We start from the raw sequence: 26,543 nt of genomic DNA, 5'->3' as shown, positions 1-26,543 counted from the left end.
CCCACACAGGAAGCCGCAACGTTCCTGAACCGGGGCTGAATGAGCCCGGCGACAATTCGCCGCCGGGCCCGGCCCGAATCAGCTCAGGCGCCGGGTCGCCACGATCCGGAACGCCGTGGAGGCGATGAAGCTCAGGCCGGCGACGACCTGCAGGCCCGTGTCGGCGAATTTGCCGGCGTCCAGCTGCGAGGTGTCGTAGCCGAGGGCCGACAGGCTGACGGCCGCAAGGCCGATCAGGTTGGACCAGACCGTGCGGCTCTGGAGGATGGGTTTGACGAGGTCCATGGCGTTGCTCTCCTGTGCGGGACCGCCGCCCGACGCGGGCGGGCGGGCGGAAACGCCGGCCATCGCCAGCGCTTCGCGTTCGATGAAGCCGACGCGCCTCGTCCAGCCGCGGCCGAAGACGGGCCAGGTCGGCAGGCGCTGGATAAAGCCCAGCCTGAGGCGGCAAAATTCGGAGATGAGCCGGGCCGGATCGGCGCGGCGGGCGGCCTCCAGCGTCGCGGCGTCGCGTTCGTCCGAGCGCGGGAGCGCCAGCGCCTGCCGGAGCAGGGCCAGGGCCCGGCCGGGGCCGGAGTTCACGGCGCAATCGAACACCGCGAGATCCACTCCGGCCGGCAACGCGTCGGCCTGGACCGCGTCCCAGTAGCGGGCGCGGTAGATCTGCTTCGCCTCGGCCTGGTCGAGCGCCATCACGTCGGCGTCGGAGACCGGCCTGCCGCGGGCGCGGGCCAGCGTCGCCTTGGTGACGCCGAAGCGCGTGGGACCGCCGGGATCCAGCGGATGGGAGACGTAGCCGCCCTCGAGCCTGAAGACGACCGCCACGGCCCGATCGAAATCGCCCTGCATCGCGCGCCTCACAGTTCTGCGGAATAGTCGAAGGGGCCGGTCCCCGATTGCAGGGGCGCGGCCCGCATCTCGAAGGCGAGGTCGGCGGGGTTCTGGGCCGCAGCCGTCCTGCGAAAGAAGCGCCGGGCCATGACGGTCTCGATGGCGGGCGGACGGCGCTCGAAGGGCGTCGCGGCGGAGCCCTCCTCGACCTGCACGTCGGCGATGTCGATCGACCCGGCTCCGGCCGCCGACCGGAACACGCGAAACGACAGGAAGGAGCCGGGCCCGACCGTCTTGCCGTTGAGGTCCGGCGGCGTCAGCCGGATGGTCTGGCGCCGCCACGTGGGGGAAGCCGCAAGCGGGGTCAGGCCCAGGCCCGTCACCGTGGGGCTCCCGCCGGCGCCGAACGCCTGCGCGAGGTCGGCCGCGAAGCCGGCGGAGGCCGTCCGGTAGGAGAAGGACACGACGGCCGCGCGCCCGGCGAGCGCCGCGACGTCCTCCATCCGGGTCTGAAGTTCGGGAAAGGACGCCGCGGTCGCGGCGGCGATCGAGAGCGTGGCGAAGAAGCGGGCGCCGGGAACCTCCGTCTGGCCCGCCGCGAAGGGCGTTCGCGCAAGGGTTCCGGTCGCTCCGGCGGCGGATTGGATCAGCCAGCGGTCGGGGCCGAAGACCGGAGCCGCCGCGAGCGCGAACGGGCCCGGCCCCCGCTGGGAGATGGCGAAATCGGCGTTGACGACGAGGTTCCTGAAGGCGTGCGGCAGGCCCGCCGCCCCGGACGGGAAACTGACCGCGCCGGTCGCCGGATCGGCGGCGATGCTGTCGCGCCAGACGGCGCCGTCGGCGGAGACGCGCAGGCGCCAGCGTTCGTCGCCCACGAGCCCCGTCTCGGCCCTGCCCTCGAAGCCGGACTGGAACAGATGCGAGGCGGTGGCGGCGGGCGCGCTCTTGTTCAGCTTCACCCGCAGGTCGCCCGTGCCGCCCTCGGCGGCCGTCCTGGCCGTGAACAGGGCGTTGTTGATTTTGGCCACGAAGGGGTTCGCGGCGTCCGGCGCGGCGCCCAGGCCCAGGCTCTCCAGGCCGGCGAGGCGTCGCGCGAGTTCGTCGAAGTCGCGCCACGCGGCGCCGTCGAAGACCCTCAAGCGCCCTTCGGACACGACATAGACGCGCCATCCGGCCCGCGGCGCCAGGAAGCGCCAGGCGCCGTCGTCGAAGGCCGCCAGGGCGCCCCCATGCCCCTGGAAGACGCCGGCCGGCGTCGCCGACAGCAGGTAGCGGTCGCCGTCCTGGGGCGCGTCGGGCGGCGCGCTCCGCTCGCGCTCCAGCACGGCGCAGTGCACCAGGCCGTCCAGGATCTGGAGCGCCTCGTTGTGGGTCACGTGCTTTTGGGCCTGGGCGGCCGCCAGATAGGGCAGGCCCAGCCGGGTCGTGTCGGTCATGTTCGCCTCGCGATGCGGCTCAGAGGATGGGAAGGTCGGCGGCCAGCGCGGCGCCGCGGCCGACGGCCGCGCTGACCTGGGCGATGCGGACCGCCAGGCGGGTCTGGGCGGCGCCGAAATCGGCGAGCTCCTCCGCCGCCGCGTAGAGGGCCCGGGGCGCGGCGCAGTCCAGCGTCCTGACCACCTGGCCGCCGCTCAGGATGTCGACCGCATAGGCCTCGGCCTCCTCGCCGAGCGGGATCTCGACCGGCTCCCAGGCGTCGGCCTCGCTGCGTCCGCGCCGGATCCAGCGCAGCCCGACGCCGCCGGGCGTGCGCGTCGCTTGTGCGCGGACCGGAGACAGGCAGGCCAGCGCGGCCGGGCCCGGACTCGCCGAGAAGGCCGTGACGGCCGCGTCGTCGCTGCCGCGCGGGGCGGGGCCGACCCGGTAGGAGTAGCCCCGGCCGAGGCTGGCCGCTCCCACCCCGAGCGGCGTCAGCGCCGAATCCAGCAGCGCGACCAGCGAGCCGGCGGGAGCCGGGCGCGCCGCGGCGGCCTCCGAGCCGCCGAGGCCCCGGATCAGGCGCGACAGCCGCCATTGGCCGGGACCGATCAGCTCGGACCTGGCGAAGCACAGCGCCTCCCACGCGCCGTCCGCGCCCTGCACGCCGACCAGGGTCGCCTGCGCCAGCGCGGCGGCGTCGGACGGCGCCGGCAAGGCGCCGGAGCCGAGCGTCAGGCGCAGTTCGGCCGCATCGTCCCAGCGCCAGAGCGGGCCGGCCGCGAGCGGGGCGATGAGGCGGCCCAGCGCGCAGGGCCGGTCGATGAAGGCCTCGGCCTCGAACGCGGCGCCGTCGCTGGAGCGCCAGACGGCCAGGCGCCCCGGCCAGGGTTCGGCCGCCACCGCGAGCGCCTGGAGCACGGCGGGCTCCTGGCGCGCAAGCGGCAGGTCGACCACGACCGCGAAGGGCCGCCCCGCGATGCTGGGCGCGGGGATGGGCTGGACAGGGCCGGCGCGCGGCGGCGCGTCGTAGGTCCCGGTCTCGACCGCCCGGGCCGTGACGTCGCGCTGCTCGGCGTCCCGGATGCGGGTGATCCTGAAGGGCCGCGCGGCGCCGTCGACCGGCAGCCGGACGCAATCGCCCACCTCCAGCGCCAGCCACCCGGGCCGCAACCCGAACTGGACCGTCTCGCGGCCCACCCAGGCGTCGTAGAGCGCCATGTCGGCGAGCCGGGCCGCCGCGGCGCGCGGCAGCGCCGCGGCGATCTCCGTCTGGCTCTCCCGCCGGCTGGCGCCCTCGAGCCGGCGCGACATCACGCTAGCGCGGGCGTAGTCGCCCTCGGCGTCGATGAAACCCAGCGTCAGCTCGCCCGGCAGGTCCGAATCCTGCGCCCGGGTCAGGCGCAGCGTCGCGCCGTCGCGGTCGGGGACGAGGTCGTCCTCCGTCAGGGTCGCGACGGGTTGCGCGTGACGGCCCGAGAAGGACAGCATGCCCCCGGTCGCGGCCGCGTCGAACTCGAACAACGCCGCGAGCGGCTCGAGCGCCGCCCGGGCGCTCAGGGGACGGTCGACCACGTAGCCGTCGAGGAATCCGTCGATCGCCATGCGCCCCGGGGCCGCAGCGCCCCAATCCTCCAGGATCGCGGCGACCAGCTCGTCGAGCGCCGCGCCCTCGAGACGCCCGGTGAGCCAATGCCCCCTCTCCCAGCTCGACGCGTCGCTCCAGACGCCTGAGAGGGCCGGAAAGGCCGGGAACGGCCTTGCGTCCCAGGCCCAGACATGGATCCGGGCCGGATCCACCATGCGGCCGCCATAGAGGTGCGAGACCGGATTGTCGGCGGGATCGAAGCCCGGGGACGCCGGGTCGAAATGCGCCAGCAGGGCGGCGACCGCGCGCGCCTGGATCAGATCGTCCCGGAAGTTGCGCGAGAAAGGCGGCGGGCGCCCCTCGATCGACTTCGGGTCGGGGAAGGCGTTCGGCCCGTTGGCGCCCTTGTCGACGGCCGGGCAGCCGCATTCGACGAACAGGATCGGCTTGGATTGCGGAATCCAGGCGGTCGGCGCGCCCGCCTCGACGCCGCCTGTCCGCTCCACATGCGGACGGGCCCACCAGTTGACGAAGTCCTTCGGCCGAAACACCCATGGCTTGCCATAGGCCCCGTCCGTGATCGGCAGGCGGGCCTGCGCGGCCCGCCCGACGTCGTCGGCGTAGTACCAGTCATACCCCTCCCCGCGCGCGACATTGGCGGACAGGTAAGCGGGGTCGGCCGCGTTGCGGCCCAGCGCGGCGTCGCGGTGGCCGGGCGCGTCGCGCCAGTCTCCCATAGGCTGCCACAGGTCCACCCCCACCGCGTCGATGGCGGGCGACGCCCAGAGCGGATCCAGCGGGAAGCGAAGCTCGCCTGGCGCGGGAACATGAGCGCCGTATTCGGTCCAGTCCGCGGCGTAGACGACCTTCGTCGCCGGTCCGACCACCGCCTTGACGTCCGCCGCCAGGGCGACGAGGAGCGCCGCGGCCGGATAGGCGCCGGGGGCCGAGCGGGTGCGGGTGACGCCGACCAGTTCGGAGCCGATCAGCATCGTGTCGACGCCGCCGGCCGCCGCGGCCAGATGGGCGTAGTGCAGCACATGGCGGCGCAGCGACCATTCGTCCGGCCCCGCATAGGCCACGCCTTCATCGACCACGGCGAAGTCCTCGCGCCGCGCGGACCCGAACAGGGCGGCGATCTGGGCTCCGGCCGCCGGCGTGGCGTCCGGCGAGCCCGCCACGCCCGGAGCCGGATGGCACGTGATCCGCCCGCGCCACGGATAGGGCGGCTGTCCCGGAGCGCCGGTCGCCGGATTGGGCAGCGCGTTGCCGGCCGGCACGTCCATCATGACGAAGGGGTAGAGCATCACCTTCAGGCCGCGCGCCTTGAGGTCGCGGATCGCCGCCACCACGGAGGCGTCGGAAGGCGTGCCGCCATAGGCGGGGCGCCCGTCCACCTGCGAGACCAGCCGCGCATCCTGGCGCTTGAGGCCCGCCGCCGCCCATTCCACGCCGGCATGGGCGCGCCCGATCCCCTCGACCCGCGGCGCGATCGTGCAGAGCCCGGCGCGCAGGTCGTCGCCGAACCACGCCGCCACCAGCCCGACGCTCTCCAGCCGCGGGCACAGGGCCTGCAGCGCGTCGAGGGAGGCGGCCCAGTCGCTGGCGTGCGTGAGCACGTGGCGGTTCTCGGGCGTGGTGACGCCGAAATCCGCCTCGCGCGTGACGAGGTCCGTCGCATAGACGAACTCGCCGGCGCCCGGGATGAGGTCCACCGCGCGGATTCGCGCGCCGAGTCCGGCCACGGGGCGCACCACCTCGAAGCTCAGCTGCGGCACGCGCTCTCCGAACGGCGCGAGCGGCAGCCGCTCGAACACCACATAGGCGAGCCCCCGATAGGCCGGCGCCTGGTCCGCGCCTTCCTTGGCGACGATCAGCGGGTCGGGCTCCTGGTCCTCGGAGCCGAGGTGGACGCGGATCGACAGGTTCGTCTGGTCCAGCTCGCGCCCATCCGCCCAGATCCGCCGGACGAAGGCGATGGGGCCTTCGCAGAGCCCGACCGCCAGGTTGGCGTAATAGGAATAGGTCTGCGTGCTGGCGGATCCGCCGGTGCCGCCGATCCCCTTCCCGCCCCCGCTCTTGACGGTCGAGGCCACTTCCTCGAAGCGCGTCGCCCAGATCGCTTCGCCGCCGATGCGGGCCCGGCCATAGACCCGCGGGATGGGCGCGCCCTCGGTCGAACCCAGCCCCGCCAACGTCTTCAGGCGCGGGCCTTCGACGCGCTTCTGGCCCGAGCCGCCCAGGAGGGCGCCGTCGATGGCCGATCCGGCGGCCGCCCCGAGCGCCTGCCCGATCGCGCCGCCGATGGGCCCGCCCAGCGCGGTCCCGATGGCGGAGCCCGCCGCCTGGAGGATGAGGGTGGTCATGGGTCGAGCCGTCCTTCGTCGAGAGGCGTCCTGCGCGCGGGAAACCGGAAGGCGGCGCACAAGCGCCGCGTCCAGACGCCGATCGCGACCTCGCAGACCCGGGCGCCGTCATGGGCGTGGATCATCCGGCCTCCGCCCGTGGAGACGCCGAGATGCTTGGCGGGCGCGCCGGCCCGCCATCGAAACAGCAGCACGTCGCCCGGCTCCGCGCGCTCCAGCGGGACGCGGTCGAGATGGCGTTCGGCCGCGAGGGTGAGGACGTCCCGGCCCGTCGCCTCCGCCCAGTCCGGCGAGTAGGGCGGCGTCGGCTCGGGCTCGTCGCCATGGAGCGCGCGCCAGACGCCCCTCACGAGGCCCAGGCAGTCGCATCCGGCGCCCTTGAGGCTCGCTCCATGGACGTAGGGCGTGCCGATCCAGCTGCGGGCCTCCGCCACGATGGCGCGGCGAAGCGCGTCCTGCCCCGGGCTCACCGGAACAGGCTCCCGCCGTCCATGGCCACGTCGCCGTTGCGGGCGACGCGAAGGAGGAAGTCGTTGCCGGGCATGTGCGGGAAGCCGCGGAAATTGGCCACGTTGTCGAAGCGCGCCGCGCAGGTCGCCAGGCGCTTGTCGCAGCCCGCCGTGACCGCGAACGCGTCCCCGGCGGCGATCGGGAAGCCGGACGGCCGCCAAAGATGGACCTCGCCCGCGCCGGCCGTCGCCCGGTGGTCCTTCACCTCGGAGCCCCATCCGGCGTTCGGGCCCGACGTGAACGTCAGTCGCCCGCCGGTGAAGAACCCGTCCGGGAAGGCCTTCAGGGCGGAGGACGCCAGGGTGGACGCGCCGTCCGTCGCGCTTACGGCGCCGGCGGCGCGCCAGGCCGGGAGGGCGAGGTCGACCCCGCAGCGCGCGTCGCCCAGATCGGCCGAGCAGGCCGGCTGGAAGGTCCGCCCGCGCGGCGTGTCGAGTTGCTGCGCCAGGCCGCGCAGCTCGGCCACGAACGCGCCGGGGGTGCGCCGGACCTCGCCGATGACATAGACGTCGAGGAGCACCCGCGAGGCCGGGTCGGACCAGTCCACCAGCCAGACCTCCACGGCGGCGGCGTCGTAGCGCCCGGCGGCCAGGTCCGCCTCGTCGAGGCTCGCCGAGGAGAGCGCCCCCGCGACGTCGCCGCCGCCGACCGCGAAGCCGAGCTGGCTTTCGGTGTCGGCGGCCTCGAGCCCGGTCGCGGCGGCGTAGACGACGCCCCCGAAGGAGAGGTCGCGGTCGTGGTCGGTGAAGCCTTGGGTCACGCCGTCGCGGCGCATCAGCTTCCAGCAAAGGGCGAGCGTCGTCGCGCCTTCGGCGAGCCGGTCCGAAAGCGTCGGGGGAAGCGGGCGCATCGGGCGCTCCTGTCGGGTTCAGGGAATGATTTCGATGAGCGGGATCAGCGGGATCTCGCCGGCCGCGAAGGCGTCGAGATCGACCAGCAATTCGTCCGTGTCGAAGCGGACCGGCACGTCGAACAGGAACCCGGCCGTGACCGCCGCGCCGGGCGGCGGGAGAGCGCCGGCCCGGAACGTCACCGTTCCGGTGGCGGCGTCGAGGTCCCACTGCGCGCCGGCGGTTCTCTCCTGGCCCGCCACCGCGACGCGCACGCTGCCCTGGACGGGCTTGGCGATGGGCCGCCTATAGGGCGCGAACGCCGCCCCATAGGTCTTGACCAGCGGGAAGGACGCCCTGCCCGCCTCGCCGGTCCCGATCGGCTGGTCCAGCGGTCCCGGCAGGCTTCCATGCCCGCAGGAGCGGTCGTCCAGGCGGTCCCGCCACCGAAATCCGTAGAGGCGCCCTCGCCGCTCCTCGAAGAACGCCACGACGGCGGCCAGCTCGGCCAGGGTCTTGACCCCGTACCCGGCGTCGTAGCGGCGGCGCGCATGGGCCCAGCGGGCGTTGCGCTCCTCCCTCCCTGATCCGGTGACGACCACGTCGGTGCGGCGGCGCGGTCCGCCGCGGCTCTTTAGCGACACGTCGACGGGAAAGCGCACCTCGTGAAACGGAGCCGGCACGGCGACCTCCTGGACAGGTTGACCTCGCTCAAGGCGCGTCGGCGCCGGGCGGGATGAGATGGCGGCGTTGAAACGAGGAGCTGGCGATGACCCACGTCCCCCACGGCCTGCATGAGGAATTTCCCAACGCTGCGGCGGCGATCAGCAAGCTGAAGATCGGCGACGCCCATTTCGCGCGGCTGGCCGACACCTATGAGCACGTGAACCGCGAGATTCACCGCATCGAGGCCGAGATCCAGCCGGCCGACGACGCCGCGGTCGAGGAGCTGAAGAAGAAGAGGCTGCGGCTGAAGGACCAGATCGCCGCGATGCTGCGCGCCGCCTGAGCGCGCGAAGCGGCGTCACAGCCCGCGCTGGCCGCGGGCGACGGCCCTGGCGATCGCGGCGCTCACCTGCGCCTCCGAGCGGCGGAAGCTCTCGGCGTCCGGGGTGGCGATGTGGATCGTGACCGGTCCGCCGCGCGCCGGGCCAGACCGCACCCCGAGCTTGCCGTCGGCGCCGCGCGCCAGCGGCAGGATCGCCTCCGGCCCGGCCTCCCCGGCCAGCCCCAGCCCCCCGGCCGTGGGAAAATAGGTCGGCGCGCGCACCACGCCGCCGTCGGCGAAGGCCTGCACGGGCGCGCCCGATCCGCCTCCGGAGAACAATCCGCCCTGGCCGGCCAATCCGCCGAACAGGCTCTGCAGCCCCCCGGAGATGGCGGCGTCGAGCGGCTTGAACGCCGCCTTCAGGGCGACGTCCTGCAGCCGCTGGCCCACCGTGCGCAGGATGTCCTCGAACCGCCGTCCCTCAGACGCGCCCTTGGCGAAGGAGGATGCGATCGAGGCGCCGAAGGACTGGGCGAGCCTGTCCAGGTTCTTCAGCTGGGATTCCTGGGACGTCAGATCGGCCAGGTCGGCCATGTCACTCTCCGGCGTGCGGCGGGGGGATGTCGGGAAAGGCGCGGATCAGGTCGGACAGGGCCGCCCGGCCGAGCGGCTCGGGCGGCCGGCGCCCATGGACTCCTTCGGCGGCGGCCGCGAGCTCCCACGGCGTCAGGGCCCAGAATTCGGCGGACGACAGCCGCAGCGCGCCGAGCCCGAAGGCCATGGCCTCTTCCCAGGGGAAGGGCGAGGCCGGCTCCATCGGGGCGTCGACCCGGCGCGCTGCGGCGGTCAAGGGCGCGGGGACGGCGCCTCCGCGCCGGTCCCGAACGCCAGAGCCAGCATCTCCGCGACGGCGGCGGCCACGGCGGGCAGGCCGCCCTCCAGCGGCAGCGCGGCGACCTCGTCGTCCGACAGCGCCGTCCCGCCGCCGCGCACGCCCGCGCCGAGCATCCGCACGAGGTCGCGCGAGGCGAGCTGGCCGGCCGCGAAGCGCTCGCCCAGCGCCTGAAGGTCGTCGACCCCGAAGGCGGCCTCCAGCTCGGCCAGCGCTCCCAGGGTCAGGCACAGGGTCAGGCGGCGTCCGCCGATCTCTGCGGCGACTTCGCCGCGGCGCGGGTTGGCCATGCGGGCCTCCCTAGATGGCGGTGAAGACAAGCGGCCCGGCGCTTTCCAGCGCCAGGTCGAACGTGACCTCGCCGGCGTGGTCGCCGCGATAGTCGAGCGCCGCGATGTGGAACGGACCCTGGATCACCCCGAAGCTCGGCACGATCACCTGCCAGTTGCGGATCAGATCGTCGAACAGCGTCTGCCTCACCAGCATGTCGGCGGGCTCGTCCCGGAACACCCCGGCTCCGCTGACCGCGGCCTTGCGGACGGCGGCGCCGGCCAGAAGCTCGCGCCACCGGCCGATCGATTCGGCGCTGGTGACGTCCACCGCTTCCGAGTTGAACGCGATCTGGCGGGCCCGCAGCCCGGCCACGGCGACGAAGGCGCCGGAGCCGTCGTCGAGCTTGAGGAGGAGGTCCTTGCCTTTCTGGGCGGCCATCGGGAGGTCCTTGAGACTGGAGTGGGAGGATTAGAGCGGTTCGGTGAGGCCGGCGAGCCGGATGACCGCCCGGCGCAGGCCGGTCTTGTCCGGGCGGCCGGTCTCCTGCCCGACGACGCGCAGCAGCACGAGCCGATGCCCGTCGAGCACGAGCGCCGGGTCGGCGCACAGCTCCTCGAGCCTCGCCAAAATGGCGAGCAGCTCGGCGTCGCCGCCCTGGCGGGACCAGGCGGCCAGCGTGAAGGCGTGCTCCCGGCCGGAGGAGGACCCGGTCGACCAATCGCGGGCCACGGCCTCGCCGAAGGTGAGGTAGGGAGGGTCTGAGCCGCGGGGCGGCTCGTCCCAGATGCGCTCGCCCCCGAGAAGCGAGACGAGCGCCGCATCGGCCGCGAGGCGCGCGCGCAGGGCGCTGCGGAGCGCCAGGATGGGATGGGTCACGGGCGGACCTCCTCGCACAGGCAGACGATCCGGCGGCGCCTCTCGTCCGGGTCCCAGGCGGACCTGATGGCGAACATCCGACCGCCCTGGCGCAGGCGCATCGAGGCGTCGAGGCGGGCGCGCCAGCGCAGCGTGATCCGGTGCGAGATCGCCTGTCCGAGACTGCCGGCCCGGACCCCCTCGTCGCCCCGGAGCGGCTCGATGCGGGCCCAGAGCGTCGCGACCGGCGCATAGGAGCGGGTCACGCCCCCCGCCCCGTCCGGCGTTTCCTGGGGCGCCTCGAGGACGAGCCGGCTGCGAAGGCCGGCCACGGAAGAGGATCCGGCCATCTCACAGCCTCGCGCGGCGATAGGGCGCGACCAGAGCGGCCACGGCGGGCGGAGGCGGGACCGGCCCCGCGCCGGGATCCCCGTCGCCGCGGTTTTCGTAGAGATGAGCCGCGAAGAGACGGATCGCGGTCCGCAGCGCCTCCGGGACGGCGGCCGCCGTCGGGCCGTAGCCGGCCGTGAGGTCGATCTCGACCCCTCCTAGGCTGCGGCCGGGCTGCGGCGCGGCCCCCACCAGCGCGAGCTGCGGCGGCATGAACGCCGTCGCCAGCTGGTACAGGTCCGCAGAGAGCGTCGTCGCCGCGCCGCCCGCCGAATAGACCCGGACGGCCGCGACGGCCTGAACGGGCCAGACCGGCAGCCCGAAGGGCGAGCGAGGCCACGCGTTCAGCGTCATGCGCCAGGTCTGCGTGATGAGCTTGCAGCCGGACGCGGCCTCGACGGCGAGCCTCGCGGCGACGATCAGGGCCGACAGGATCGCGTCGTCGTCGGCCGCGTCGATCCTGAGCCAGAGCTTCAGCTCGGCGAGGGTCAGCGGCTCGGCCGCGGGCGGGGTGAGGATCTGGAGGGCCATGGCGGGCTCCGGCGAGGCGCTTCCTTTCGGCCCCGGAGCGTGCGATGTCGCGCCAGGGCCGGGAGGATGCGGAATGCGAGAAGGGCGGACGATCGCCGAATGGGCGAGGCGGGCGGCGATCGGGGCGGCGTTGTACATGGCGCTGGCCTGGCCGGTCGGCTCGGCGCGCGCCGTCGTGCTCGGCGAGGACGCGCCGGGGCTCGGGCGGCATGCGGTGATGCTGGTGGAGCAACGAGGCTTCTGCTCCGCCGCGGTCGTGGCGCCCGACGTGGTCCTCACGGCGGCCCACTGCGTCGTGGGACATGGCGAGATCCGGGCGTTCCACCGCGACGCGGCGGGCGCGCCCGCCTTCCTGGCGCCGAGCGGCGTCGCCGTTCACCCGCAATACGACAAGGGCGCCGTGCAGGGCCGGCGCCGCTCCGTCGACCTCGCTCTGGTGCGGCTGTCGCAGCCGCTGCCGTCCGGCTTCGCGCCCGTCCCGCTCGGGGCGGACGTCCGGCCGGCGGCCGGCCAGGTCTGGACCGTCGGCGGCTACGGCCTCTCGGCCGAGGGGGACCCCCGCACCGGCGGGCGGTTCCGCACGGCGGAGGTCCCGGTGATCGAGCCCTACGGCCCCAGCGCCATCCTGGTCTGGCTCAAGGGCCCCGCGCGCGGCGAGTCCACCGGCCGCGGCGCCTGCACGGGCGACTCCGGCGGTCCGATCTTCGCACCCGACGGCAGCGTCGGGGCGATCACGGTCTGGGCCGAAGGCGCCGGCAAGGCCCGCTGCGGCGCCCTCACGCAGGGCGTGCTGGTCGGCCCCCAGCGCGCCTGGATCGAGAAGACCCTGGCCGGCTGGGGCGTGCGGTGAGCCCTTCTCCCCGGCACGGGGAGAAGGCGGCGCGTAGCGCCGGATGAGGGGAACCGCTCCCCTCACCCCAACCCTCTCCCCGTCACGGGGAGAGGGGGATCACGACACCCCGAACTTCAGCAGCTTGATGGCGTCGAAGTCCTGCACGCCGCCGCCGACGCGCTTGGTGGTGTAGAACAGCACATAGGGCTTGGCCGTGTAGGGATCGCGCAGCACGCGCACGCCGACGCGGTCGACGATGAGATAGCCGCGGCGGAAGTCGCCGCAGGCGACCGCGAAGCTGTCGGCCGCGATGTCGGGCATGTTCTCGGCCTCGACCACCGGGAAGTTCAGCAGCGTGGCCGGCTGGCCGATGGCGGTGGGGGGCTGCCACATGTAGTCGCCCAAGCTGGTCTTGAACTTGCGGATCGCCGCCTGCGTCCGGCGGTTCAGCACGAAGCTGGCGTTCTGGCGGTAGCCGGCCTTCAGGGCGTAGACGAGATCCACCAGCACGTCGGCCGGGTTGACGGTGGGGCTCGACGCCGCGAAGCCGCCCGCGACGCCGGTCGCCAGGTAGCCGAGCTTGCCCCAGGTCCAGGCCGAGACGGCCGCCTTGGGCGCCGCCATGAAGCCGGCCGGCTTGTTGACCCCATCCCCGTTCACGAAGGCCGCGCCCTCCTGCTCGGCGAATACGGTCTCGACCTCGTCGGCGATCCACTGCTCGATATTGACGGCCGCGTCGTCCAGCAGGGTCTGCGTGGCCGACGGCATGGCGTAGAGCTCCATGGCCGGGAAGTTGAGCTCGGCGATGACCTGGCTGGCCGTCTGCGGCCGGGCCGCCGTCTCGGCCACCCAGCCCGAGGCCGGGCCGGTGGTGGAATAGGCCTTCTTGAAGCTGCCGGTGGAGATCTCCCGCACGGACGCGATGGCGCGGATGGGCGAGATCAGCGCCATGCGGCGCAGGATCTCGCGCTCGGCCGGCGGCGGCACGAGGTAGCCGCCGTCCGGCCCGGAGCCGGCCGACAGGGCCTTGGCCTCCAGGGTCTTCAGCCCGGCGCTCTCGCCGGCGCGGACATAGAGGTCGAAGGCGGCCTTGTGCTCGGCGGCGGCGCCGGACGCGGCCTCGCGCTCGTCCCGCCCCAGAGCGGGGCGGCTGGCCTTCAGGGCGATGCTGTCGACGCGCCGGCGGGCCTCATCCAGCGCCTGGTCGATGCGGGCGAGCTTCTCGTCGACGAGCACGTCGGCCGAGAGCCGCGTCTCCAGTTCGCCGAGGCGCTGGTCGTTGGTCTCGCGGAAGGCCTCGAAGGCGCGGTGCAGGTCCTCGAAGGCCTGGGCGTCCGAGGATGCGTGCTTGGTTTCGTAGGAGGGAGCAGCGTGGGTCATGGGTGGGTCCTTGCTGGTGAAAGTTTTGTGGCCGCGTCTTCCTTGCCCCTCATCCTGAGGAGCCCTGCGCAGCAGGGCGTCTCGAAGGACGAGGAGGTCCAGGACGCGGGGATGGTCGTGCAGGCTGGAGCCCCTCACCCTTCGAGACGCGCCCTCCGGGCGCTCCTCAGGATGAGAGGATCGAGTGGGTGGAGTTGGGAACGAGCCCGCCCTCACCGCCCCTTGACGGCGGCGACGCGGGCTTGCGGAAGCAGCGGAAAGGTGACCAGCGAGATCTCCCACAGGTCGACCTTGTGGAGCCGGCGCACGCCGGAGCGCGGGTCGGTGCGGGCGCCGCCGACCTTGAAGCCGATCGAGAGCCCGTCCACCGCGCCCTGGCGCATCAGCGCCAGCAACTCGCGGGCGCGGGCCACGCCCAGGTTGAGGCGGCCGCGGGCGAAGAGGCCGCGGGCGTCCTCGCGCAGCGTCGTCCAGGCGCCGATGGGCTCGGCCGGATCGTGCTGCCACAAGAGCCGCACGCCGGCGACGCCGCGCCGGGCGAGGCTTTCGGCGAAGGCGCCGGGCAGCACCATGTCGCGGCCGAGGTCCACCACGCCGAACAGGCTGGCGTAGCCCTCGAACACGCCCATGGGGGATGGCGCAGCGGCCAGCCGCAGCCGGGCGTCGCGCACCTCGGCGGGCGGCGGCGGAGGCCGGGGCGGCGGCCGTAGCGGCGGCAGGGAGGAGCGGGTTGCGAGCCGCACGGCTCAGCCCTTCCGGGCCGAGGCCGCGGCGCGCGGCCGGCGGCGCGGCGACGGCGCCGATCCGCACGGATCGAGCCGGGCCAGCGTCTGCACGAAGGCGGCGATGACCTGCTCGGGCTCCGGCCGCGCGGCGACAGCGGACGCGGGCGCGTTCGCGTCCGCCCGGGGGGCGGCGCGTCGCAACAGAAACGACAGCATGGGCGATCCTTTGGTGCTGAAAAGGCTTGGTGAAAAAGGTGGGCCGTCAGTCCCGCCGGTCCGCGCGGGCGTTGAAGCGGTGCAGCTCGCGCACGAAGGCGTCGAAGCGGCGGTTGGCGGCGGCGAGCTCCTTCAGGAGCAGCGCCGCCACGGCGGAAGCCCCGCTCGCCCATAGAAAGAGCGCGATGTCGGCTAGGTCTCCGCGCCCGAGAATGCTCTCGATCACGGGGCTTTCGAGAAGGGGAGGCATGGGGGCTCCTTGGATTGGGCCGCGCGCGGCCGGGGGGAACGCAAAAAGCGCCCGCGGCGGGGGCCGGGGCGCTGGGGGGGTGCGCGACGTCACAGAGAAAGAGGGGCGTTTAGAACGATTTCGCGTCTGCGCCCACGAGCAGGTCTCGCAGGCTCTGTGGGACCGGGAAGCCATACCCGCCTTCAGCGCCTTCGACGCTGAGTTGGCCCGCGGCGTGGTAGGGGCTCATGTAAATTTCCGTTCCGATCTTTTGCAGTGTCAGCACGAGCGCCTGAAGGGCGTCATGACCTGCCCCGCGGCTCCGCCAGACGCCTTCGGGCCAAGCGATCGCGTAGTCGCACGTCCAGCTCCGATCTTCGGGCTCCGGACGATGCACAACGATTTCGACAAAGCGTTCGCCGTCATGCTGCATCAGGCGCAAGCGGTGCCGCAGCCGACGCAACGGGCATGTGTTGCAAATCGTCACTTCAAGCTGTCGATCTGATGTCCAGCGGAGCCCGATCTTGTCGACATAGGTGGTGATCGCCGTTTCCTTGCGGCCAGGCGCCGCCAGGGTTTTCGGCTGTGGCTGACGAGGCAATACAATCCAGCGTTTCCCGCGCACGCTCCTGAAAAAATGTCGGCGGGTAGCTAGCCGGGTGCACAATCTCAGTTTTGTTGATGGGGTTGATCAAAACCTTTCCATCGACGTCGGTCAACGTTACTGGCGTCAGGTCTTGGGACCCTTGCGCGTCGGAGTTGCCCCTCCCCCATCCGTCCACTGCCCCCCATCCGGCTCCCCCGCCGGCACGCGCGGCTGGTTCTGCGAGCTTCCGGCTCCGCCACCGCCGAGTCCATCCCCGCCGCCCGGGCTCGCCACGATGTCGCCCGGCAAGGAGTCCACGCCGCCCCAGCCGCCCTTTCCAGCGGCGGGCGCGGGCGCCCGAGGCTTCGCCCCATACCCCACCGCCTCGCGCTTCTCGTCGTCGGTGAGGAAGCCGCCGCGCCCACCCGCGCCCAAAGCGCCTCGCGCTCCGGCGCCAACGCGTCGACGCCGTCGAGGTCGGGCTCCAGGCGCAGGGCGCAGTCGAAGGCGGGGCCGAGCCAGTGGGCCAGGCTCTGGGCCGTGCGGGTGACCAGCGGGATCGACGTTCTGAGAGCGGCGAGCCGGGCAGGCCCGTGGCGCCGTCGGGCACCTAACGATCGGCGACTTCCACAGCCACTCCTCCCAAGTGCTCACGGATCAATGTGGAGTAAGCGCCCTTGCGGACCTTCACGATCAGCGTCGAGGCGTTGAACCACGCCATCGTTAGATCATCGTCCTCCGTCGTCAGGACCACGACCGGACGGCGCTTTCGATCGACAAGCAAAACCTCGTTTAACGCCGACGTTGTCATGAACACCTGCGCGACCCGAAGACGATGGATCGCTTGGTGCAGTCCATCCGGCGCGACCGCGTGAGACACGACTGATACCTCCGTCCGCTGGACAAAATACCACGCGACTATACCATACATACCCAATACCAACACAAGCGATATGTATAAAATATTCCTCATCATTTTGGTCCCAACTGCCCGGCTATTTGGTATCCGAAAATTGTATTCCAAACATTACGCTTCGGAAGACTCTGATAATTAACGTCCATCTGAACTTTTCCGAAATTTGAAAAAATTGCCGCATAGCGGTTTTGCCAATTTAATATTTCCTCCTCAGGGACGCCAGCCCGCGCGAAAAACAACCCGATGGCGACGGAGGAGTAATCGATGTACCTCGAGTCGACCCTCCCCGTTTCAAGGCGCTGAATATCCCACTCTCCGCCTTGGCCAATACGGCTCATATACTGCAGCAACGTTGCTTCGCGAAGAAACGCTCTGTCTATTTTCACTTTCGCCTGGTCACCATTTTCATAAAATAATCAGGAGCGTATTTCTCTGGATAGATTATCTCTTTGTTGGAATACGGATTCCTGATCGCTGATCCAACCTCAGCGATCAAGAGAACTGGCTTTCCGATGTTAGTTTTTTTGGGGTTGCCGTCGTTTCCCACGAGGCTATCAGCGTTCTCGCCGCCAGAAATTGTCCCTCCCCCGTCCGTCCACTGCCCCCCGTTCGGCTCCCCCGCCGGCACGCGCGGCTGGTTCTGCCAGCCGCCTCCGCCCCCGAGGCCATCCCCGCCACGACGTCGCCCGGCAGCGAGTCCACGCCGGCCCAGCCGCCCTTGCCGGCGGCAGGCGCGGACGCCCGAGGCTTCGCCCCATAGCCCACCGCCTCGCGCTTTTCGTCATCCGTGAGGAACCCCGCCGCGCCGATGCGCGCCCACAGGGCCTCGCGCTCGGGGGCCAGCGCGTCGACGCCGTCGAGGTCGGGCTCCAGGCGAAGGGCGCCGTCGAAGGCGGGGGCTAGCCAGTGGGCCAGGCTTGCGGCCGTGCGGGTGACGAGCGGGATCACGGTCTGGCGCCAGAAGCTCCGGTTGGCTTCGGCGTAGTTGGAATAGGTGTTGTCGCCCGGCAGGCCGAGCAGCATGGGCGGCACGCCGAAGGCCAGCGCGATGGGGGGCGGCGGACGCCTGCTGGGTTAGAGTGTATCGCCGAGGATCGCTTTCACTGTATCGGGATAGAACACTTTGTATTTGGCCGCAGCCTCAACATAGAGCGCAATCGTCGGATTTTCTTCAACAGCACGGTTGAACCAGTATTTTGCTTCCATCAGTCTTCCCTCGGCCTCGTAGCTAAGGCCTATGCGATGCGCCAAATAGCCAGCTCCGAGAGATGGATCGCCATCTCCCATAACCAGATAGATATCTCGCGCAGTATTTGTATTTTTTGACCGGAGCGCGTCTCCAGCAGCCTTCTCCAAGGCATTCATGTCCCAAGCCAACTTTACCTCCATTATTTCAATTTGATGTGCAATCTGTCTTGCTGCCCAGGAAATCCCTGCAGATTAATATGCGGCACTTGGCCTTTCAAATATTGTCCAGGGAACAAATCAAACCTGATTACACCTCCATTTGGAAAAATCCACTGATCCGCGCCCTTTGGCGTGGCCTGAAAGCGTGGTTTCGCGCCGCCAAGCGCCTCGAGATCGTCCCAGATTGCGGCGATGGTTGTGCGATCGATTTCCGCCTGGCCCAACAGCCCGCTTGCAATGGTTGAAAGGCTGCCAAGCCCAACACCGCCCCCGCTCGTCCATTGACCGCCATCCGGCTCTCCCGCGGGCACGCGCGGCTGGTTCTGCCATGCGCCGCCCGCGCCCACACCGATCGGCGATCCGATGAGGTCTCCCACGCCGCCGCCAACGCCCTCGGCCGCCGGGTCGAGCGCCTTCGCGCCGGGCTTTGCCCCATAGCCCACCGCCTCGCGTTTCTCGTCATCCGTGAGGAAGCCGGCCGCGCCGATGCGCGCCCACAGGGCCTCGCGCTCGGGGGCGAGGGCGTCGACGCCGTCGAAGTCGGGCTCCAGGCGAAGGGCGCCGTCAAAGGCGGGGCCGAGCCAGTGGGCCAGGCTCTGGGCCGTGCGGGTGACGAGCGGGATCCAAAGAGTCCTGAATGCGGCGAGCCGGGCAGGCCCGGCGCGCCGTCTGCCGCCAGAAGCTGCGGTTGGCTTCGGCGTAGTTGGAATAGGTGTTGTCGCCCGGCAGGCCGAGCAGCATCGGCGGCACGCCGAGATTCAGAACATCACCCTTCGCGGCGCTTAGTCGCTATCGATTTCGGCGACCATAGTCTCAGTTTGCGTTAGTACCTGCTCATTACCGATGAATTCACTAAATTCTATGTGATCTTCAAAAAATGATACCTCGAATCTTTTTCCAACGACGGTTACGGTCACTGTTACGGCATCGTTCCCGTAATATTCGATAAAGAAATGACGTCCTTTTTTCTGTAGCCAATCACAGAATGGGATCAGATCCACTAGACCACTTTTTGCTTTGAATTCAAACATATCATTTTTTCCTAAATCGGTTTTTCGTCAGTAGCTTGCGACAGGACTGAGCTGCTTTGTCCCCGGTCTTTGCTTGAGCTAACACCTCGCCGACAGTCATATCGTAGAATTGGCCAGGCATCACTTTGTTGATCTTACCCAAGCACTCCAAAGAGATAAACTGCTGTACAGTGAGCGCTAGCTGGTCGTTTTCGATGTTAGCTGCAAGCTGGACGCGACCTACGTTCCCGCTGCCCCCTCCCCCGCTCGTCCACTGCCCGCCATCCGGCTCTCCCGGCGGCACGCGGGGCTGGTCTTCCCAAGCGCCTCCGCCGCCGCCAATCGGCGATCCCGTGAGATCTCTGATCCCTCCGCCCACACCCTCGGCCGCCGGGTCGAGCGCCTTCGCGCCGGGCTTTGCCCCATAGCCCACCGCCTCGCGTTTCTCGTCATCCGTGAGGAAGCCGGCCGCGCCGATGCGCGCCCACAGGGCCTCGCGCTCGGGGGCGAGGGCGTCGACGCCGTCGAGGTCGGGCTCCAGGCGAAGGGCGCCGTCAAAGGCGGGGCCGAGCCAGTGGGCCAGGCTCGCGGCCGTGCGGGTGACCAGCGGGATCACGGTCTGGCGCCAGAAGCTCCGGTTGGCTTCGGCGTAATTGGAATAGGTGTTGTCGCCCGGCAGGCCGAGCAGCATGGGCGGCACGCCGAAGGCGAGCGCGATCTCTCGGGCGGCCGCCGCCTTGGCCTGGATGAAGTCCATGTCCTTGGGGCTCATGGAGAGCGGCTTCCAGTCCAGCCCGCCCTCCAGCAGCAGCGGGCGGCCGGCGTTGGCCGCGCCCTGGAAGCTGGCCTCCAGCTCCTCCTTGATGCGGTCGAACTGCTCGTCCGTCAGGTTCACGCCCGCCGCGCCGGCATAGACCAGCGCGCCGGAGGGCCGGGCGGCGTTGTCGAGCAGCGCCTTGTTCCAGGCCCCGGCGGCGTTGTGGATGTCGAGCGCCACGGCGGCCGCCTCGGTGGGCGCGAAGCCGTAGTGGTCGTCCAGCGGGTTGAACAGCGTCAGGTGCAGGATGGGCGGCGGGCTGTCGCCGTCCTGCCGGAAGCGCACCGTGCGGCCGCCCGCCGTGTAGTCGTAGGCCTCGGCCCAGCCGTCCGCGCCGGGCACGACCTTCATGCGGTCGGGCCGCAGCGCGTAGAGCTCGCGGGGCTCGCCGCGCACGCTGGCGAGCTCGAGATAGGCGTTGCCCGCCACCAGCAGGTGGCCGTAGAGCGCATCGAACAGCGCCGCCGAGGCGTCGCGCGGGTTGGGCCGGGCCAGCAGCCGGGCCAGCGGATGGTCCGGCTCCTCGCGCCCGTCGCGGTAGACGAGCAACGGCACGCTGGCCGACGCCTCCGCGACCATGCGAACGGCGCGGTAGACCACCGCGTTGCGCTGGTAGCCCTCCCGCGCCAGCGCCGCATAGTCGCGCGGCGTCCACACGGGGCGGCCCAGGCTCGGAAAGGCGATCAGCGGCCCCGTGCGCGACGACTTCGCCTGCGGCGCCGGAACCGGCGCAGCAACGCGCCCCGCGCGCCCCACGAGGCGCGACAGCAAGGATGACATGGAGGGATCTCCGGGATGCCCCCTCTCCCACGCCGTGGGAGAGGGGCAGGGATGAGGGTGGCGCGGCGGGTCTCGATGGCGCAATGGGAGGGGCGGCGAAGGCCTTCACCCCTGCCCCTCTCCCGCAGGCGGGAGAGGGAGGCTCATCACACCCGCCGCACTCTCGGCTCCGCCGCCTTGGCGCCCAGGGCGAGCGCCGTGACGGCCCAGACGAGGGCGTCCATGCGGTCGGGCGAACGGCCGGTGGAGAGGCCGAAGCCGGTCGCGGTGGGGCCGAAGTCGCACAGCTCGTCCTCCAGCGCCGGGAACGTCCCGGCGTGGCGGACGCGGCCGCGCTCGTAGAGGTGGGCGACCTGCTCGGCCCGCACATGCTTGCCGCGGGTGGCGCGAACGGGCGTCACCGCCAGGCCGGGATCGGCCTCGCGCAGCACGGCCTCGGCCATTTCGCCGCCCTGGTTGACCTCGACCACCACGGCGTCCGCCTCCAGGCGGCGGGCCAGCGCGACGGCGGCGGAGGCCCAGGCGGCGGGGCTGGCGCTGGCGAGCGATGCGTCCTCCAGCACGTGCACGCGGCCGGCGTCGTCGAGGCCGGCCGCGACGATGCCGCAGGCGTCGGCCCGCTTGCCCGAGGAGGCGGGCGGGTCGACCGCCACGACGATCCGCACCAAAGGCGGCGCCTCGGCCTCCCTGCAGGCCTCGATCAGGTCGCGGCTCCACAGCGCGTCCTGCCGCTCCTCCACGATCTCGCCTTCGAGCTCCTGCCGGCCCAGGCGCGTGCCGGCGTATTTGCGGGCCACGGCCTCGATGAAGCTGGCCGCCAGGTGATGCATGTTGGCGCGCGTGCCGGCGCGCGACACCGCCGTGTGAGGGTCGGCGAGCAGCTCCTTTAGCAGCGCCACGGGGCGCGGCGTGGTGGTGACGAGCTGGCTCGGCCGCTCGCCGAGACGCAGGCCGAACTGCAGCATGTCCCAGGTCTCGCGCGCCAGCCGCCACTTGGCCAGTTCGTCCAGCCAGGCGGCCCCGAACTGGGGGCCGCGCAGGCTTTCGGGGTCTTCGGCCGAGAACGCGTGGGCCAGCGCGCCGCTCGGCCACTCCAGCCGCCGGCGCGAGGGCTCCCAGGTCGGCCGCTCCGACCGGGGATGCACGGCCAGGATGCCGGAGGCGCCCTCGATCATGACGTCGCGCACCTCCGCGATGGTCTCCCCGACCAGGGCGATGCGGCCGACGGGCTTGCGGCCGGGACCCCGGCCGCACGCCACGCTCCTCACCCATTCGGCCCCGGCGCGGGTCTTGCCCGCGCCGCGGCCGCCGAGGATCAGCCAAACCGTCCAGGGTCCGCCGCCCTGGGCCTGCGCCGGCGGCCTCTGGTCCTGTCGGGACCAGAGGCCCCAGTCGAATTTCAGGCGCTCGACCTCAGCCGGGCTCAGTCCGCGCAGCGCCTGCAGCAGCGTTCCGCTCTTCTCGCAGGCGAGAAAGGCGTCGAGCAACGTCGTCTCGGAACTCCTCGAGGTCGGGACCGTGGACGGCATGCGCGGACTCCTCGGACAGGCGTCGCCCGTTGCTTTTGAAGGCGGCCTCGTCGTCCTCGGCGAGTTCGCGGACGACGCGGCACAGGATCGCCAGGACCTTGGCGTCCCGCTCGGGATTGGCGGCGCCCGGGAGATCGGCGCTGCGGCGCTCGACGTCCTCGATCTGCCTGGCGACGGCGCTCCAGAGCCGGGCCACGAGGCCGTCGCGGCGCCGTCGGAACCTGTCGCCCGGCGCGACGCGACGGACTGCGCCGGAGCGCTGGGACGTTTCGGCCGGAGGGGATGCGCTTCGGGACGGAGGAGTGGCGTGAGGGGCGGCTTTGGGCAATGACATGGTGAAAACTCCTAATGACGCGCTCTATGCTGAACCGACTGAAATCGTCGGCGCTCCGGCTGTCGTTAACCGCGGCCGGCGCTCGCAACTCTGGAGAATGACCAAGTTCTACCTAGGAAGCGTTACGCTGTCAAGGAGAACTTTCCTAAAAATGACAGGGCCATGTTGACCATCCGGGTCTGAGGACCCGCCTGGCTCAGCGCGGCTCGCGCGCCTTGCGGGGCCAGCGCAGGGGCCAGGCCTTGATGCGGTCGACGACGTCCTCCAGCGCGATTTCGTCCTCGCCGCCGAAGACTTTCCCGGCCACGGACACGCCGGCCTCGCGCACCGTCTCGGGAGATCCGGACACGAGCGGGTGCCACCAGGCGAGGTCCTTGCCCTCGGCCACGAGCCGGTACCCGCAGGTGGGCGGCAGCCAGGGCAGCGAGCGCACCTCCTTGGGGGTGAGGCCGACGCAGTCGGGCACCACCGCGGTGCGGTTCTCGTAGTCCTTGCAGCGGCAGGCGCCGGCGTCGAACAGCCGGCAGGCGATGTCGGTGGCGTGGATGCGGCCAGTGTCCTCGTCCTCGAGCTTCACCAGGCAACAGCGTCCGCAGCCGTCGCAGAGGCTCTCCCACTGGTCGGTGGTCATGTCTTCGAGGGCGACGGTTCTCCAGAACGGGTCGCTTGCCGGCTTTTCGCCTTCAGCCATCGGGTTCAACAACCTTGGCGTTCACCATGAGACGAGGTTCGCACGCATGCGGCGAGTGAGCCCGGCGACCGATCTCGCGCGCGGGCGGTTTGGTTGATAGACTATTAAACGGATCGGACAAGGGCGCCTGGGCGTTACGGGCCCGGTCGGTCGGTGGCGCGAGGGTGCGTGGTGGAGTTCAAGGGCAAGCTCTCGCTGTGGCAGCGGATCGTCAGGGCGTTCGAGTCCTTCGATTCGTGGACGGCGTTTTCGCTGAACGAGAGCGGCCGCCGGTTCGGGGCCGCCTACGCGCGCTATGCGGAGGCCATGGACCTGTTCCAGGTCCGGGGCGCCAAGCGCGTCGGCGTCGAGATCGTGGGCGAAGGCCTGACGCTGGGCGTCGGCGGCCTGCTGGTGATGCTGGCGCTCGCGCTCCCGGCGTTCCGCGAGGTGGGCGGCGACGACTGGCTGAAGAAGCAGGACCTCGCGGTCACCTTCCTCGACCGCTACGGCAACGAGGTGGGGCGGCGCGGCATCCGGCACGACGATTCGGTGTCGCTGGACGAGTTCCCCGACCACTTCCTCAAGGCCGTGCTGGCCACCGAGGACCGGCGCTTCTACGAGCATTTCGGCATCGACGTGATCGGGACCATGCGGGCCATCGCGGTGAACGCGCGCGCGTCGGGCGTGGTGCAGGGCGGCTCGTCGCTCACCCAGCAGCTCGCCAAGAACCTGTTCCTCTCCAACGAGCGGTCGCTGGAGCGCAAGATCAAGGAGGCGTTCCTGGCCCTGTGGCTGGAGTTCCACCTCACCAAGAGCCAGATCCTCAAGCTCTATCTCGACCGCGCCTATATGGGCGGCGGCTCGTTCGGGGCGCAGGCCGCCGCGGAGTTCTACTTCGGCAAGTCCATCAAGGATGTGAGCCTGTCCGAGGCCGCCATGCTGGCCGGCCTGTTCAAGGCGCCGACCAAATACGCGCCGCACAACAACCTGCCGGCCGCGCGCGCCCGCGCCGCCGACGTGCTGTCCAACATGGTGGACGCCGGCTTCCTCACCGAGGGCCAGGTCTACGCGGCCCGCCGCAACCCCGCGACGCCGGTCGACCGCAAGCGCGAGACCAGCCCGGACTTCTATCTCGACTGGGCCTTCAACGAGCTGAAGCACCTGTCGGACGACGGCAAGCTGGGCGGCGACCGGGTGCTGACGGTCCGGACGGCCCTCGACGTCTCCATCCAGAAACAGGCCGAGACGGCGGTCGAGAGCATGCTGCGCCAGTATGGCGACAGCTACGACGCCAAGCAGGCCGCCACCGTCGTGATGGATCCGGACGGCGGCGTGCGCGCCATGGTGGGCGGGCGCGACTACGGCGCCAGCCAGTTCAACCGCGCCACGGACGCGCTGCGCCAGCCGGGGTCGTCCTTCAAGCCCTTCGTCTACACGGCGGCCCTGCTGACCGGGAAGTTCAAGCCGACCACGATCGTGACGGACGCGCCCCTGTGCATCGGCGACTGGTGCCCGAACAATTACGGCCGATCCTACTCGGGCTCCATGCCACTCGCGACCGCGCTGGCGAAGTCGATCAACACCATCCCGGTGCGGCTCTCGATCGCGATCGGGGACGGCAACCCGAAGAACGGGCGCGCCCGCATCATCGACATCTGCCGCCTGATGGGCCTCACCACGCCGCTGGTCGACACCGTGTCGCTGCCGATCGGCGCGGCCGAGGTGACGGTGCTGGACATGACCGCCTCCTATGCGGTGTTCGCCAATGGCGGCAGGAAGGCGGATCCCTTCGCGGCCGTGGAGGTGCGCAACTCGCGCGGCGACATGATCTACCGCCGCGACCGCGACATGCCCGCGCCCAAGCAGATCATCAACCCCAACGTCATCGCCGACATGAACGGCATGCTGGTGAAGGTGGTCGAGGAAGGCACCGGCAAGAAGGCTGCGATCCCGGGCGTCCGCGTGGCCGGAAAGACAGGCACCACGAACGCGTATCGCGACGCGTGGTTCGTCGGGTTCACCGGCAACCTCGTGGCCGGCGTCTGGTTCGGCAACGACGACTACCAGTCGACCAACAAGATGACCGGCGGCTCGCTGCCGGCCATGACCTGGCACGAGATGATGGCGCCCGCCCACCAGAGCGTCGAATTGAAGCCGATCCCCGGCGTCCCGACCACGCCTGGCGGCAAGGATGCGGTGGCGAGCGCGTCGGGAGCGAAGGGGTTCGAGGTGGCGGCCTCGCCGCAGCGGCCCGCCGTCCTGAACCCGCGCGCGCTTGACGCCATCGGGGGGATCGATTCCATGATGAAGTCGATCGTGACCCGGCGCGGCCCCTCGGCCTTCCTGGAGCCGGCGGCGGAGACGAACCTGTTCGGCGCCGTGCGGAGCGTTGGCGGCCGGATGGCTCTCCAGTAAAGGGCTCCCGGTGAGCGACTTCGTGCTTCCCTATGCGGCCCCGCGGGCGGCCGCGCCGCCCCGCCGCCGGTCAGCGCTCGGCGGGTTCCTCGCCGTGCTCGCGATCGGGCTCGGCGTCGGCCTCGGCGCGACCTACTATTCCGTCTCGCGCAACGTCGTCTTCGGCGCCGTGGAGGCGGGACCGTGGACGGCGTGGCCCCGCACCGGCGCGCTCGACGCCGACCCCTACACCCGCGCCTCCGTGGCCCGCAACGGCGAGACGCCGCTGGGGCTCGGCGAAGGCCTCGTCTTCACAGCGCGCCGCGACAGCGCCGGCCGGCCGCTCCTGGCGCAATGCGCTTACCGGGTCGTCGGCAGGGCCCCGCAGGCGCGCTACTGGACCATCACGGCGCAGACGCCCAACGGCCAGCTCATCGACAACCCGGCCGGGCGCTACGGCTTCACCTCGGCGGAGATCGTGCGCGGGCAGAACGGCCAGTTCGCGATCGAGGTCGCCCGCGAGGCGCGCCCCGGGGCATGGCTGCCCGTGACCGGCGCCGGCCGCTTCGACCTCGTGATGAGGCTCTACGACACGCCCGTGAGCGTCACCTCGCGGGTGATCGATCCCGCCACCGCGCCGCGCATCGAACAGGTCGGATGCTCATGAGCGCGACTTTGAGGCGATGGTCCTATCTGGCGGTCCTCGGGCTCGTGCTCGCCGCCATCGTGCATCTGGGCTCTATGCTGGCGATTCCGAGCTTCGCGGCCAACAACGCCGACGCCCGGCTGGCGCAGTTCGCCGGGCGCCATGTCGTGACGCCGCTGCCCGCCGCCGCCGCCGGGCCCTCGGGCCTGCCCTATCGCGATCCCGCCACCGCGATGGCGGTCTGCCGCTACGACCTCTCGTCCGGCCCGGTGCGCATCCAGGCCAACGCCGGCGAACTCTTCCTCTCGCTCGGCTTCCACAGGGCGACGGGCGGCGTCTTCTACGCCCTGACCGACCGCAGCGCCGTGCGCGGCCAGATCGAGGTGCTGGTCACCACGCAGCCGCAGCTCGAAGCCATCCAGGCCAACGATCCCGAGGACGAGCCGGTGCGCGAGCTTCGCCTGGTCTCGCCCGAGGCGACCGGCTTCATCACCTTCCGGGCGCTGGCCCCGGAGCCCGGGCTGGCGGCGGACGCCGCGGCCCTCGTCGCCGGCGCGCAATGCCGGCCGGAGCCGGTGAAGCCGCCCGCCAAGCGCTGA

At 71.3% G+C, this 26,543-nt stretch carries 30 protein-coding genes and 4 pseudogenes; 5 read left to right on the top strand and 29 right to left on the bottom strand.

What is annotated here, in order from left to right:
* Window positions 1-78: 78 nt before the first annotated feature.
* Genes ACYVO7_RS08845 through ACYVO7_RS08820 form a run of 6 tightly spaced genes read right to left on the bottom strand, consistent with a single transcriptional unit; the run spans window position 79 to window position 8,224 of the window.
* Complete coding sequence (locus tag ACYVO7_RS08845) at window positions 79-849, bottom strand: glycoside hydrolase family 108 protein (protein ID WP_460449451.1); 771 nt, start codon at window positions 847-849, stop codon at window positions 79-81.
* Window positions 850-857: 8 nt separating this feature from the next.
* Entirely contained in the window at window positions 858-2,267 is a 1,410-nt protein-coding gene (locus ACYVO7_RS08840; protein ID WP_460449450.1) for a DUF2793 domain-containing protein, read from the bottom strand.
* 19 nt (window positions 2,268-2,286) lie between these two features.
* The gene (locus ACYVO7_RS08835; protein WP_460449449.1) at window positions 2,287-6,201 is read right to left on the bottom strand and encodes a baseplate multidomain protein megatron; all 3,915 of its coding nucleotides are present in this window, start codon (window positions 6,199-6,201) and stop codon (window positions 2,287-2,289) included.
* A complete protein-coding gene (locus tag ACYVO7_RS08830) occupies window positions 6,198-6,671 on the bottom strand; it encodes an NlpC/P60 family protein (RefSeq protein WP_460449448.1) in 474 nt (157 codons plus the stop codon). Before ACYVO7_RS08830 ends, ACYVO7_RS08835 begins: the two co-directional genes overlap by 4 nt.
* On the bottom strand, window positions 6,668-7,561 hold the full coding sequence (locus ACYVO7_RS08825; protein ID WP_460449447.1) for a DUF2163 domain-containing protein: 894 nt from the start codon (window positions 7,559-7,561) through the stop codon (window positions 6,668-6,670). Before ACYVO7_RS08825 ends, ACYVO7_RS08830 begins: the two co-directional genes overlap by 4 nt.
* 18 nt (window positions 7,562-7,579) lie before the next feature.
* Window positions 7,580-8,224: a phage distal tail protein, Rcc01695 family gene (locus ACYVO7_RS08820; protein ID WP_460449446.1), complete on the bottom strand. Its 645-nt coding sequence runs from the start codon at window positions 8,222-8,224 to the stop codon at window positions 7,580-7,582.
* Window positions 8,225-8,310: 86 nt separating this feature from the next.
* Here ACYVO7_RS08820 and ACYVO7_RS08815 point away from each other — a divergent pair, with 86 nt between their 5' ends.
* On the top strand, window positions 8,311-8,550 hold the full coding sequence (locus tag ACYVO7_RS08815; RefSeq protein WP_460449445.1) for a YdcH family protein: 240 nt from the start codon (window positions 8,311-8,313) through the stop codon (window positions 8,548-8,550).
* Between the two features lie 15 nt (window positions 8,551-8,565).
* Here ACYVO7_RS08815 and ACYVO7_RS08810 read toward each other — a convergent pair whose 3' ends face one another.
* Genes ACYVO7_RS08810 through ACYVO7_RS08780 form a run of 7 tightly spaced genes read right to left on the bottom strand, consistent with a single transcriptional unit; the run spans window position 8,566 to window position 11,470 of the window.
* A complete protein-coding gene (locus ACYVO7_RS08810) occupies window positions 8,566-9,123 on the bottom strand; it encodes a phage tail tape measure protein (RefSeq protein WP_460449444.1) in 558 nt (185 codons plus the stop codon).
* Between the two features lies 1 nt (window position 9,124).
* Window positions 9,125-9,379 (bottom strand): rcc01693 family protein, encoded by a 255-nt coding sequence (locus tag ACYVO7_RS08805; protein ID WP_460449443.1) that lies wholly within the window; start codon window positions 9,377-9,379, stop codon window positions 9,125-9,127.
* The gene (locus ACYVO7_RS08800) at window positions 9,376-9,711 is read right to left on the bottom strand and encodes a gene transfer agent family protein (protein ID WP_460449442.1); all 336 of its coding nucleotides are present in this window, start codon (window positions 9,709-9,711) and stop codon (window positions 9,376-9,378) included. Before ACYVO7_RS08800 ends, ACYVO7_RS08805 begins: the two co-directional genes overlap by 4 nt.
* Before the next feature lie 10 nt (window positions 9,712-9,721).
* Window positions 9,722-10,132, bottom strand: a complete 411-nt coding sequence (locus tag ACYVO7_RS08795) for a phage major tail protein, TP901-1 family (RefSeq protein WP_460449441.1) — start codon at window positions 10,130-10,132, stop codon at window positions 9,722-9,724.
* 30 nt (window positions 10,133-10,162) lie between these two features.
* The gene (locus ACYVO7_RS08790; RefSeq protein ID WP_460449440.1) at window positions 10,163-10,570 is read right to left on the bottom strand and encodes a DUF3168 domain-containing protein; all 408 of its coding nucleotides are present in this window, start codon (window positions 10,568-10,570) and stop codon (window positions 10,163-10,165) included.
* On the bottom strand, window positions 10,567-10,899 hold the full coding sequence (locus ACYVO7_RS08785) for a phage head closure protein (RefSeq protein ID WP_460449439.1): 333 nt from the start codon (window positions 10,897-10,899) through the stop codon (window positions 10,567-10,569). The genes ACYVO7_RS08790 and ACYVO7_RS08785 overlap by 4 nt, the downstream gene beginning before the upstream one ends.
* Before the next feature lies 1 nt (window position 10,900).
* Window positions 10,901-11,470, bottom strand: coding sequence for a head-tail connector protein (locus tag ACYVO7_RS08780; RefSeq protein WP_460449438.1), 570 nt, complete (start codon window positions 11,468-11,470; stop codon window positions 10,901-10,903).
* Window positions 11,471-11,543: 73 nt separating this feature from the next.
* Between ACYVO7_RS08780 and ACYVO7_RS08775 the strand changes: the two genes are divergently transcribed.
* The gene (locus ACYVO7_RS08775) at window positions 11,544-12,320 is read left to right on the top strand and encodes a S1 family peptidase (RefSeq protein ID WP_460449437.1); all 777 of its coding nucleotides are present in this window, start codon (window positions 11,544-11,546) and stop codon (window positions 12,318-12,320) included.
* Between the two features lie 99 nt (window positions 12,321-12,419).
* Here the strand turns inward: ACYVO7_RS08775 and ACYVO7_RS08770 are convergent, their stop codons facing one another.
* The 16 genes and pseudogenes from ACYVO7_RS08770 to ACYVO7_RS08695 all read right to left on the bottom strand — a co-directional run bounded on the left by ACYVO7_RS08770 (window position 12,420) and on the right by ACYVO7_RS08695 (window position 22,922).
* Entirely contained in the window at window positions 12,420-13,682 is a 1,263-nt protein-coding gene (locus ACYVO7_RS08770; RefSeq protein ID WP_460449436.1) for a phage major capsid protein, read from the bottom strand.
* Window positions 13,683-13,894: 212 nt separating this feature from the next.
* Window positions 13,895-14,311 (bottom strand): HK97 family phage prohead protease, encoded by a 417-nt coding sequence (locus ACYVO7_RS08765; RefSeq protein WP_460449586.1) that lies wholly within the window; start codon window positions 14,309-14,311, stop codon window positions 13,895-13,897.
* 117 nt (window positions 14,312-14,428) lie between these two features.
* Window positions 14,429-14,623, bottom strand: a complete 195-nt coding sequence (locus ACYVO7_RS08760) for a hypothetical protein (RefSeq protein WP_460449435.1) — start codon at window positions 14,621-14,623, stop codon at window positions 14,429-14,431.
* A gap of 46 nt (window positions 14,624-14,669) precedes the next feature.
* Entirely contained in the window at window positions 14,670-14,873 is a 204-nt protein-coding gene (locus ACYVO7_RS08755; RefSeq protein ID WP_460449434.1) for a hypothetical protein, read from the bottom strand.
* A 109-nt stretch (window positions 14,874-14,982) separates the two neighbouring features.
* Complete coding sequence (locus ACYVO7_RS08750; protein ID WP_460449433.1) at window positions 14,983-15,477, bottom strand: DUF6968 family protein; 495 nt, start codon at window positions 15,475-15,477, stop codon at window positions 14,983-14,985.
* 330 nt (window positions 15,478-15,807) lie between these two features.
* A pseudogene (locus ACYVO7_RS08745) lies at window positions 15,808-16,007 on the bottom strand (phage portal protein); the annotation flags it as partial.
* Between the two features lie 41 nt (window positions 16,008-16,048).
* Window positions 16,049-16,318, bottom strand: coding sequence for a hypothetical protein (locus tag ACYVO7_RS08740; protein WP_460449432.1), 270 nt, complete (start codon window positions 16,316-16,318; stop codon window positions 16,049-16,051).
* A 783-nt stretch (window positions 16,319-17,101) separates the two neighbouring features.
* Window positions 17,102-17,404: pseudogene (locus tag ACYVO7_RS08735) on the bottom strand (phage portal protein); the annotation flags it as partial.
* Between the two features lie 24 nt (window positions 17,405-17,428).
* The gene (locus tag ACYVO7_RS08730; RefSeq protein WP_460449431.1) at window positions 17,429-17,731 is read right to left on the bottom strand and encodes a hypothetical protein; all 303 of its coding nucleotides are present in this window, start codon (window positions 17,729-17,731) and stop codon (window positions 17,429-17,431) included.
* Window positions 17,732-17,742: 11 nt separating this feature from the next.
* On the bottom strand, window positions 17,743-18,204 hold the full coding sequence (locus ACYVO7_RS08725) for a hypothetical protein (protein ID WP_460449592.1): 462 nt from the start codon (window positions 18,202-18,204) through the stop codon (window positions 17,743-17,745).
* Window positions 18,187-18,550: pseudogene (locus tag ACYVO7_RS08720) on the bottom strand (hypothetical protein); the annotation flags it as partial. The gene ACYVO7_RS08725 and the pseudogene ACYVO7_RS08720, both read right to left, overlap by 18 nt.
* Window positions 18,544-18,792 (bottom strand): hypothetical protein, encoded by a 249-nt coding sequence (locus tag ACYVO7_RS08715; protein WP_460449430.1) that lies wholly within the window; start codon window positions 18,790-18,792, stop codon window positions 18,544-18,546. The gene ACYVO7_RS08715 and the pseudogene ACYVO7_RS08720, both read right to left, overlap by 7 nt.
* Before the next feature lie 388 nt (window positions 18,793-19,180).
* Window positions 19,181-20,368, bottom strand: a pseudogene (locus ACYVO7_RS08710) (phage portal protein); the annotation flags it as partial.
* A gap of 146 nt (window positions 20,369-20,514) precedes the next feature.
* Window positions 20,515-21,855, bottom strand: a complete 1,341-nt coding sequence (locus ACYVO7_RS08705) for a DNA-packaging protein (RefSeq protein ID WP_460449429.1) — start codon at window positions 21,853-21,855, stop codon at window positions 20,515-20,517.
* Window positions 21,782-22,093: a hypothetical protein gene (locus ACYVO7_RS08700; protein WP_406856845.1), complete on the bottom strand. Its 312-nt coding sequence runs from the start codon at window positions 22,091-22,093 to the stop codon at window positions 21,782-21,784. Before ACYVO7_RS08700 ends, ACYVO7_RS08705 begins: the two co-directional genes overlap by 74 nt.
* Before the next feature lie 334 nt (window positions 22,094-22,427).
* The gene (locus ACYVO7_RS08695) at window positions 22,428-22,922 is read right to left on the bottom strand and encodes a YcgN family cysteine cluster protein (RefSeq protein WP_460449428.1); all 495 of its coding nucleotides are present in this window, start codon (window positions 22,920-22,922) and stop codon (window positions 22,428-22,430) included.
* A gap of 171 nt (window positions 22,923-23,093) precedes the next feature.
* Here ACYVO7_RS08695 and ACYVO7_RS08690 point away from each other — a divergent pair, with 171 nt between their 5' ends.
* The 3 genes from ACYVO7_RS08690 to ACYVO7_RS08680 are packed head-to-tail and all read left to right on the top strand — an operon-like array spanning window position 23,094 to window position 26,543.
* Window positions 23,094-25,319 (top strand): transglycosylase domain-containing protein, encoded by a 2,226-nt coding sequence (locus ACYVO7_RS08690; RefSeq protein WP_460449585.1) that lies wholly within the window; start codon window positions 23,094-23,096, stop codon window positions 25,317-25,319.
* 10 nt (window positions 25,320-25,329) lie between these two features.
* Window positions 25,330-25,965, top strand: a complete 636-nt coding sequence (locus ACYVO7_RS08685) for a DUF1214 domain-containing protein (RefSeq protein ID WP_460449427.1) — start codon at window positions 25,330-25,332, stop codon at window positions 25,963-25,965.
* Complete coding sequence (locus ACYVO7_RS08680; protein ID WP_460449426.1) at window positions 25,962-26,543, top strand: DUF1254 domain-containing protein; 582 nt, start codon at window positions 25,962-25,964, stop codon at window positions 26,541-26,543. The genes ACYVO7_RS08685 and ACYVO7_RS08680 overlap by 4 nt, the downstream gene beginning before the upstream one ends.

The organism is Alsobacter sp. SYSU BS001988, from assembly GCF_054796215.1.
Note: the sequence above shows the minus strand (reverse complement) of the source record. Positions and strands in the feature narration are given on the sequence as shown.

Bases quoted from the DNA above. Each gene is read 5' to 3' on its own strand.
- ACYVO7_RS08825 (WP_460449447.1), bottom strand. From the start codon at position 7,561: ATGCGCCCGCTTCCCCCGACGCTTTCGGACCGGCTCGCCGAAGGCGCG.
- ACYVO7_RS08715 (WP_460449430.1), bottom strand. From the start codon at position 18,792: ATGTTTGAATTCAAAGCAAAAAGTGGTCTAGTGGATCTGATCCCATTC.
- ACYVO7_RS08800 (WP_460449442.1), bottom strand. From the start codon at position 9,711: ATGGCCAACCCGCGCCGCGGCGAAGTCGCCGCAGAGATCGGCGGACGC.
- ACYVO7_RS08775 (WP_460449437.1), top strand. From the start codon at position 11,544: ATGCGAGAAGGGCGGACGATCGCCGAATGGGCGAGGCGGGCGGCGATC.
- ACYVO7_RS08845 (WP_460449451.1), bottom strand. From the start codon at position 849: ATGCAGGGCGATTTCGATCGGGCCGTGGCGGTCGTCTTCAGGCTCGAG.
- ACYVO7_RS08695 (WP_460449428.1), bottom strand. From the start codon at position 22,922: ATGGCTGAAGGCGAAAAGCCGGCAAGCGACCCGTTCTGGAGAACCGTC.
- ACYVO7_RS08835 (WP_460449449.1), bottom strand. From the start codon at position 6,201: ATGACCACCCTCATCCTCCAGGCGGCGGGCTCCGCCATCGGGACCGCG.
- ACYVO7_RS08795 (WP_460449441.1), bottom strand. From the start codon at position 10,132: ATGGCCGCCCAGAAAGGCAAGGACCTCCTCCTCAAGCTCGACGACGGC.
- ACYVO7_RS08840 (WP_460449450.1), bottom strand. From the start codon at position 2,267: ATGACCGACACGACCCGGCTGGGCCTGCCCTATCTGGCGGCCGCCCAG.
- ACYVO7_RS08785 (WP_460449439.1), bottom strand. From the start codon at position 10,899: ATGGCCGGATCCTCTTCCGTGGCCGGCCTTCGCAGCCGGCTCGTCCTC.
- ACYVO7_RS08780 (WP_460449438.1), bottom strand. From the start codon at position 11,470: ATGGCCCTCCAGATCCTCACCCCGCCCGCGGCCGAGCCGCTGACCCTC.
- ACYVO7_RS08765 (WP_460449586.1), bottom strand. From the start codon at position 14,311: ATGGGCGTGTTCGAGGGCTACGCCAGCCTGTTCGGCGTGGTGGACCTC.
- ACYVO7_RS08770 (WP_460449436.1), bottom strand. From the start codon at position 13,682: ATGACCCACGCTGCTCCCTCCTACGAAACCAAGCACGCATCCTCGGAC.
- ACYVO7_RS08755 (WP_460449434.1), bottom strand. From the start codon at position 14,873: ATGCCTCCCCTTCTCGAAAGCCCCGTGATCGAGAGCATTCTCGGGCGC.
- ACYVO7_RS08810 (WP_460449444.1), bottom strand. From the start codon at position 9,123: ATGGCCGACCTGGCCGATCTGACGTCCCAGGAATCCCAGCTGAAGAAC.
- ACYVO7_RS08815 (WP_460449445.1), top strand. From the start codon at position 8,311: ATGACCCACGTCCCCCACGGCCTGCATGAGGAATTTCCCAACGCTGCG.
- ACYVO7_RS08680 (WP_460449426.1), top strand. From the start codon at position 25,962: ATGAGCGCGACTTTGAGGCGATGGTCCTATCTGGCGGTCCTCGGGCTC.
- ACYVO7_RS08760 (WP_460449435.1), bottom strand. From the start codon at position 14,623: ATGCTGTCGTTTCTGTTGCGACGCGCCGCCCCCCGGGCGGACGCGAAC.